General features: G+C 56.1%; 4 protein-coding genes. All 4 read left to right on the top strand.

What is annotated here, in order from left to right; all coding sequences use genetic code 11:
- Nucleotides 1-3,983 (top strand): DNA-directed RNA polymerase subunit beta' (rpoC, locus tag V7080_RS21320; RefSeq protein WP_334190402.1); only part of this gene is annotated, 3,983 nt, incomplete at its 5' end.
- A 418-nt stretch (nt 3,984-4,401) separates the two neighbouring features.
- Nucleotides 4,402-4,785 carry a 30S ribosomal protein S12 gene (gene rpsL, locus V7080_RS21315; protein ID WP_334190401.1) on the top strand — a complete coding sequence of 128 codons (384 nt, stop codon included), beginning with the start codon at nt 4,402-4,404 and terminating at the stop codon, nt 4,783-4,785.
- Between the two features lie 145 nt (nt 4,786-4,930).
- Entirely contained in the window at nt 4,931-5,401 is a 471-nt protein-coding gene (gene rpsG / locus V7080_RS21310) for a 30S ribosomal protein S7 (protein ID WP_334190400.1), read from the top strand.
- 197 nt (nt 5,402-5,598) lie between these two features.
- The gene (fusA, locus tag V7080_RS21305) at nt 5,599-7,704 is read left to right on the top strand and encodes an elongation factor G (RefSeq protein ID WP_334190399.1); all 2,106 of its coding nucleotides are present in this window, start codon (nt 5,599-5,601) and stop codon (nt 7,702-7,704) included.
- The last annotated feature ends 147 nt before the right edge of the window (nt 7,705-7,851 follow it).

Below are 7,851 nucleotides of genomic sequence, written 5' to 3'. Positions count from 1 at the left end.
GCGGCGTCGAAGTGACGCTGGCCAAGGTGCGCCGCGAGCGCATGGGCCATATCGAACTGGCATCGCCGACTGCGCACATCTGGTTCCTGAAGTCGCTGCCGTCGCGTCTGGGCATGGTGCTCGACATGACGCTGCGCGATATCGAACGCGTGCTGTATTTCGAAGCCTATGTCGTGACCGACCCCGGCATGACACCGCTGAAGAAGTGCCAGATCATGTCGGAAGACGACTACGCGGCAAAGTATGAAGAATACGGCGACGACTTCACCGCATTCATGGGTGCAGAGGGCATCCGTGAGTTGTTGCGCTCGATCGATATCGACCGTGACGTCGAAATGTTGCGCCAGGAATTGAAGGACTCGAAGTCCGAAGCCAAGATCAAGAAATATGCGAAGCGCCTGAAAGTGCTTGAGGCATTCCAGCGTTCCGGCATCAAACCGGACTGGATGATCATGGAAGTGCTGCCGGTGCTGCCGCCGGAATTGCGCCCATTGGTGCCGCTGGATGGCGGTCGTTTCGCGACCTCGGACCTGAACGATTTGTATCGCCGCGTCATCAACCGTAACAACCGCCTGAAGCGCTTGATGGAGCTGCGCGCACCGGAGATCATCACCCGCAATGAAAAGCGGATGCTGCAGGAAGCGGTAGATTCGTTGCTGGATAACGGCCGTCGCGGCAAGGCGATGACCGGCGCAAACAAACGACCGTTGAAATCGCTGGCTGAGATGATCAAGGGTAAGGGTGGTCGTTTCCGTCAGAACCTGCTGGGCAAGCGCGTCGACTACTCCGGCCGTTCGGTCATCGTGGTTGGTCCGCAGCTAAAGCTGCACCAGTGCGGCCTGCCGAAATTGATGGCGCTGGAACTGTTCAAGCCGTTCATCTTCAACAAGCTGGAACTGATGGGCCTGGCAACCACGATCAAAGCGGCAAAGAAGCTGGTCGAAATCCAGGAACCGGTCGTTTGGGATATTCTCGAAGAAGTGATCCGCGAGCATCCGGTCATGCTGAACCGTGCACCGACGCTGCACCGTCTCGGCATCCAGGCGTTCGAGCCGGTCCTCATCGAGGGCAAGGCGATCCAGCTGCATCCGCTGGTTTGCGCCGCGTTCAACGCCGACTTTGACGGCGACCAGATGGCTGTTCACGTTCCGCTGTCGATCGAAGCGCAGATGGAAGCCCGTACACTGATGCTGGCGTCCAACAACATCCTGTTCCCGTCGAACGGCGAACCGTCGATCGTACCGTCTCAGGATATCGTGCTCGGTCTGTACTACGCCACCCGCGAGAAGATCAACGGCAAGAACGAAGGCATGATGTTCCCCGACGTGTCGGAAGTGATTCGCGCATACGACAACAAGGAAGTGGAGCTAACGACCCGTATCACCGTACGGATCACCGAGTATCCGCGCAATCCTGAAACCGGCGAGTTCGTAAAGACAATCAAGCGCTACGAAACGACCGTCGGCCGAGCGATCCTGTCCGAGATTCTGCCCAAGGGCCTGCCATTCACCGTGCTTAATCGCGCGTTGAAGAAGAAGGAAATCTCGAAGCTGATCAACACCTCTTTCCGCAAATGCGGTCTGCGCGCCACCGTAGTGTTCGCCGACCAGTTGATGCAGTCCGGATTCCGCCTCGCGACGCGCGCCGGTATCTCGATCTGCGTTGACGACATGCTGGTACCGCCGCAGAAGGCAACCCTGATCGCCCAGGCCGAGCAGGAAGTGAAACAGATCGAACAGCAGTATGCATCCGGCCTGGTGACTTCCGGCGAGCGCTACAACAAGGTGGTCGATATCTGGGGCAAGGCAGGTGACGAAGTCGGCAAGGCCATGATGGAGCAGTTGAAGGTCGAGGAAGTCACCAAGCGCGACGGTACCAAGGGCACGCAGGAATCCTTCAATGCGATCTACATGATGGCCGACTCCGGCGCGCGTGGTTCCGCTGCGCAGATTCGCCAGCTCGCCGGTATGCGCGGCCTGATGGCGAAGCCGGACGGCTCCATCATCGAAACGCCGATTACCGCGAACTTCCGTGAAGGCCTGAACGTGTTGCAGTACTTCATCTCGACACACGGTGCCCGTAAAGGTCTGGCTGACACGGCGTTGAAGACGGCGAACTCCGGTTACCTGACACGCCGCCTGGTCGACGTGACCCAGGATCTGGTTGTCACCGAAGACGATTGCGGCACGGCGAACGGTGCATCCATGAAGGCGTTGGTCGAGGGCGGTGAGGTCATTGAAGCGCTGCGCGACCGTATCCTTGGCCGTGTTGCTGCCAACGACGTCGTGAACCCGGAAGATCAATCGACGCTGTTCGAGGCCGGCACGCTGCTGGACGAAGACGGAGTTGAGGAAATCGAGCGTCTGGGCATCGACGAGGTGAAGGTACGTACGCCGCTGACGTGTGATACGCGTTACGGTCTGTGCGCCAAGTGTTACGGCCGCGATCTTGGTCGTGGAACGCTGGTCAATTCCGGTGAGGCAGTTGGCGTTATTGCCGCGCAGTCCATCGGTGAACCAGGCACGCAGCTGACTATGCGTACCTTCCACATCGGTGGTGCGGCGTCCCGTGCTGCAGTTGCGTCCAGTGTTGAAGCAAAGTCGAACGGTACAGTGCGATTTACAGCAACCATGCGTTACGTCACCAATGGCAAGGCCGAACAGATCGTCATCTCCCGGTCAGGCGAAGTGCTGATCACCGACGACCACGGCCGCGAGCGCGAGCGTCACAAGGTGCCTTACGGCGCCACGCTGCTCGTCAAGGATGGCTTGGCGATTCGTGCAGGCACGGCATTGGCTACGTGGGATCCGCTGACCCGTCCGATCATTACCGAATACACCGGTACGGTGAAGTTCGAGAACGTCGAAGAAGGCTCGACCGTGGCCAAGCAGATCGACGAAGTTACTGGTCTGTCCACCTTGGTGGTAATCGACGCAAAACGCCGCGGCTCGGCCACGAAAGTGCTGCGTCCGCAGGTGAAGCTGCTGAACGAAAAAGGCGAGGAAGTGAAAATTGCCGGCACCGAACATGCGGTGACGATCGGCTTCCAGGTCGGCGCGCTGATCACGGTAAAAGACGGTCAGCAAGTCACCGTTGGCGAGGTGCTCGCACGTATCCCGACCGAGTCGCAGAAAACCCGTGACATTACCGGCGGTCTGCCGCGCGTGGCTGAACTGTTCGAAGCCCGGTCGCCGAAGGATGCCGGCATGCTCGCGGAAGTCACAGGTACGGTTGCGTTCGGCAAGGAAACCAAGGGCAAGCAGCGTCTCGAAATCACCGACATGGACGGCAACAAGCACGAGTTCCTGATCACCAAGGATAAGCAAGTGCTGGTCCATGACGGTCAAGTGGTGAACAAAGGCGAAATGATCGTGGACGGCCCAGCCGATCCGCAGGACATCCTGCGCCTGCTTGGTATCGAAGCGCTTGCGCGTTACATCGTCGATGAAGTCCAGGACGTGTACCGTCTGCAGGGCGTGAAGATCAACGACAAGCACATCGAAGTTATCGTACGCCAGATGTTGCGACGCGTTCAGGTAGTCGATGCGGGCGACACGTCCTACATCCCGGGCGAGCAGGTCGAGCGCTCCGAGTTGCTGGACGAGAATGATCGCGTTATCGCAGAGGACAAGCGTCCGGCGACATACGAAAACGTGTTGCTTGGAATTACCAAGGCATCCCTGTCGACCGATTCATTCATTTCCGCAGCGTCTTTCCAGGAAACTACCCGTGTATTGACCGAAGCGGCAATCATGGGCAAGAAAGACGGTTTACGCGGTTTGAAGGAAAACGTGATCGTTGGCCGACTGATTCCAGCAGGTACCGGACTCGCATACCATCGTGCCCGGAAAGAGAAGGAATCGTGGGAAGTTGAAGAACGCAATGCACTGTTGCAAGCCGAAGAGTCTGCCCGTGCGGCAGAAATGGAAGCTGCTACAACCGACGCGACTGGCGGCGGCATACAGGACGGTGGCGAAGCGTAAGCAATAACGTCATTTCCACTGAACGGCGCCAAGCGAATACTTGGCGCCGTTTGTGTTTAAAGAATCAAGGTCATACGGTGAATCGAAGCGAACCAATGCAGGAAAATTGCAAAAAATCAACATCGACCATGGCACCACAAGTCGCCATGTAAGTCAGCGGGAAAAGCGCAACGGCGATTGACTAAGATCAGTATGGCGGATATACTCGCGAGTTCTCGATTTTAAGCTCCATCGGGCTTAAGCGTTCTTTGGTCTCACTTCGCATCCAGCGACGCTGCCTCCCCATTTGACAAAATCGATCCGTACAGTAAGTGCAGCACATGTAGTAGACGTAAAACATGATCCACCCTTGGTCGCGAACAATCGTTTTCGTGACTGTATTTTTATTAACGTACTATTTTTGTTGGATTAAAGACCGATGCCAACCATCAATCAACTGATTCGCAGTCCGCGTGTTTCCGCGGTTGTGAAGAGCAAATCGCCGGCGCTGGAAAACAGCCCACAGAAACGCGGCGTTTGTACCCGTGTTTACACAACAACGCCTAAAAAGCCAAACTCCGCGTTGCGTAAAGTCGCCAAAGTGCGCCTGACCAACGGATTTGAAGTGATTTCATATATCGGCGGCGAAGGCCACAACCTCCAGGAGCACAGTGTTGTGCTGATCCGCGGCGGTCGTGTAAAGGACTTGCCCGGTGTGCGTTACCACATGGTGCGCGGCGCGCTGGATACCCAGGGCGTGAAGGACCGTAAGCAGGCACGTTCGAAGTATGGTGCCAAGCGCGCGAAAGCAGCCAAGAAATAATTGACGTTTCCGCCGGTGCTTGCGCCGCGTGGAGTAAAGGTCGTCCCGATTGGGGCGAGTAAGTGGATGCTTATGATGGGTATCCGCGAGCAGTCGGCAAAACACTCTGTGCCGTCGGCTCAACTGAAGAGTGAAAGGAATCGAAATGCCACGTCGTCGTGAAGTCCCGAAGCGGGAAATTCTGCCAGATCCAAAATTCGGCAATGTTGATGTTGCCAAATTCGTTAACGTACTGATGCTGTCCGGTAAAAAATCGGTCGCCGAGAACATCATCTACGGTGCGTTCGAACATATTCAAACCAAAAGCGGCAAGGATCCACTGGAAGTATTCTCTGCTGCAATCAGCAATTGCAAGCCGATGGTCGAAGTGAAATCGCGTCGTGTCGGCGGTGCGAACTATCAGGTACCAGTAGAAGTCCGGCCGGTGCGTCGTATGGCGTTGTCGATGCGCTGGTTGCGCGAAGCCGCGAACAAGCGCAGCGAAAAGTCGATGCCACAGCGTCTTGGTGGAGAGTTGATGGAAGCCGCTGAAGGTCGCGGCGGTGCGATGAAGAAGCGTGACGAAGTGCACCGTATGGCAGAAGCCAACAAAGCCTTCTCCCACTTCCGATTCTAAGGCGAGGCCGAGCAGAGTGCCATGCGCACATGCCTCGGTCCGGCAGCATGTAGGAATCCGCCTTCGCACCGTTGAAGGCTTTGCAATGTAATTTGGTTAAAACCGGGCGCATCTCTTAAAAAGCGGCGCTCGGTTTTCTACCATATGGATTAATAACCTGAATCTCCGCCTGTGCGGAGACAAGCTTAGGATTAAATATGGCTCGCAAGACCCCCATCGAGCGTTACCGCAATATCGGTATCTCTGCTCACATCGATGCTGGCAAGACAACCACTACCGAGCGTATCCTGTATTACACCGGTGTCAATCACAAGATCGGTGAAGTGCACGACGGCGCTGCGACCATGGACTGGATGGAGCAGGAACAAGAGCGCGGCATCACGATCACGTCGGCCGCGACAACCTGCTTCTGGAAGGGCATGGCCAACAACTTCCCCGAGCATCACATTAACATCATCGATACGCCGGGCCACGTCGATTTCACGATCGAAGTTGAGCGCTCGATGCGAGTACTTGATGGCGCGTGCATGGTGTATTGCGCAGTGGGCGGCGTGCAGCCTCAATCGGAAACAGTGTGGCGCCAGGCTAACAAATACGGCGTGCCGCGACTTGCGTTTGTGAACAAGATGGACCGTACCGGTGCGAACTTCTTCAAGGTGTACGAACAAATGCGTACCCGCCTGAAGGCCAACCCCATTCCCATGCAGGTACCTATCGGTGCCGAAGAAAACTTCGAAGGCGTGGTCGATCTCGTCAAGATGAAGGCAATTTACTGGGATGATGCATCGCAGGGCATGAAGTTCGACTATCGCGATATCCCGGCCGAACTGAAGGCGACTTGCGACGAATGGCGCGAGAAGATGGTTGAAGCCGCTGCGGAAGCTAGCGAAGAGCTGATGAACAAATACCTCGAAGAGGGCGAGCTCACAGAAGCGGAAATCAAGCGCGCAATTCGCCAACGCACGATCGCTGGTGAAATCGTTCCGATGATGTGCGGCACCGCGTTCAAGAACAAGGGCGTTCAAGCCATGCTGGACGGCGTGATCGAATACCTGCCTGCGCCGACAGACATTCCGCCTGTTACCGGAATCGGTGAAAGCGAAGAGCCTGTGACACGCAAAGCCGAAGATACGGAAAAGTTTTCCGCGCTCGCGTTCAAGATCATGACCGACCCATTCGTCGGACAGTTGATCTTCTTCCGCGTGTATTCCGGTGTCGTGAATTCGGGTGATACAGTGTTCAACCCGGTCAAAGGCAAGAAGGAACGTCTCGGCCGTATCCTGCAGATGCATGCCAACCAGCGCGAAGAAATCAAAGAAGTGCGCGCCGGTGACATCGCCGCTGCGGTCGGCCTGAAAGAAGCGACGACCGGCGATACGCTGTGCGATCCGGCGTCGATCATTACGCTCGAACGCATGGTGTTCCCGGAGCCGGTGATCTCGCAGGCTGTTGAGCCGAAGACAAAGCAAGACCAGGAAAAAATGGGTCTGGCATTGAACCGCCTGGCGCAGGAAGATCCGTCATTCCGCGTCAAGACCGATGAAGAGTCCGGGCAGACAATTATTTCCGGTATGGGCGAATTGCACCTGGAAATTATCGTTGACCGTATGCGCCGCGAATTCAATGTCGAGGCAACGGTCGGCAAGCCCCAGGTCGCCTATCGCGAAACGATTCGCAAGACTTGCGAAGAAATCGAAGGCAAGTTCGTCAAGCAGTCCGGTGGTCGCGGTCAGTATGGTCACGTGGTACTGAAGATCGAGCCGCAGGAGCCGGGTAAAGGCTTTGAGTTCGTTGATGCCATCAAAGGCGGCACCGTTCCCCGCGAATATATCCCGGCCGTTGAAAAGGGTGTGCGCGAAACATTGGCTAGTGGTGTCCTCGCCGGCTATCCGGTTGTCGACGTCAAGGTGACATTGTTCTTCGGTTCGTATCACGACGTTGACTCGAATGAAAACGCGTTCCGCATGGCTGCATCGATGGCATTCAAGGACGGCTGCCGTAAAGCAAGCCCGGTCATTCTTGAGCCGATGATGGCGGTTGAAGTGGAAATGCCGGAAGAGAAAATGGGCGACGTAATGGGCGACTTGTCTTCACGTCGCGGCATGATCCAGGGAATGGACGACTTGGCCGGCGGTGGTGGCAAGGTAATCCGCGCTGAAGTTCCGCTGTCGGAAATGTTCGGCTATTCCACAACACTCCGTTCTTTGACGCAAGGTCGTGCGACGTACACAATGGAGTTCAAGCACTACGCGGAAGCGCCGAAGAACATCACCGACGCAATCGTCACTGCTAAGAGCAAGTAAGAAGAATGCTGCAGCAGGGCTATCGCTCTGCAGCAGCAGGATGAATATCGCACTAAAACATTTAATTAATAACTCGTTCTTTTTGAAGGATATCTAAAATGGCAAAAGGCAAGTTTGAGCGGACCAAGCCGCACGTGAATGTAGGCA

It is taken from the genome of Noviherbaspirillum sp. (genome assembly GCF_036846085.1).
Classification (GTDB): Bacteria; Pseudomonadota; Gammaproteobacteria; order Burkholderiales; family Burkholderiaceae_D; genus Noviherbaspirillum.
The sequence above is the reverse complement of the archived record's forward strand: the minus strand, read 5'-3'. Positions and strand labels throughout refer to the sequence as shown.